This is a genomic window from Faecalibacterium sp. DFI.5.82 (genome assembly GCF_029076575.1).
Classification (GTDB): Bacteria; Bacillota; Clostridia; order Oscillospirales; family Ruminococcaceae; genus Faecalibacterium; species Faecalibacterium duncaniae.
This window is the reverse complement of record NZ_JARFIS010000608.1, coordinates 1-306: the sequence shown is the minus strand read 5'-3', so window position 1 is coordinate 306 and position 306 is coordinate 1. Positions and strand designations below refer to the sequence as shown.

Here is a 306-nt window from a genome sequence, read left to right as displayed (position 1 = left end):
ACCCGCTACGACCGGGTGGAGCGCATCGACCTGGTGGAGATGGATCCCCAGGTGGTGGAGGCCTGCCGCGCCTACCTGCCCGGCAACGCCTGCCGGATGGATGACCGCCGGGTGCACATCGATTTTGAGAACGCCCTCAAGTTCATCCGCCAGTGCGAGGAGGAATACGACCTCATCATCGTGGACTCCTCCGACCCCTTCGGCCCCAGCGAGGGCCTGTTCCCCCGCGAGTTCTACGGCAGCTGCTTCAACGCCCTGACAGAGGACGGCATCATGGTCAACCAGCAGGGCAGCCCCTTCTACGCC

Annotated in this window: 1 pseudogene; it reads left to right on the top strand. The window is 65.0% G+C overall.

Going from position 1 to position 306, the window contains the following annotated elements:
- Positions 1-306 (top strand): annotated as a pseudogene (locus P0G09_RS18090) (spermidine synthase); the annotation flags it as partial.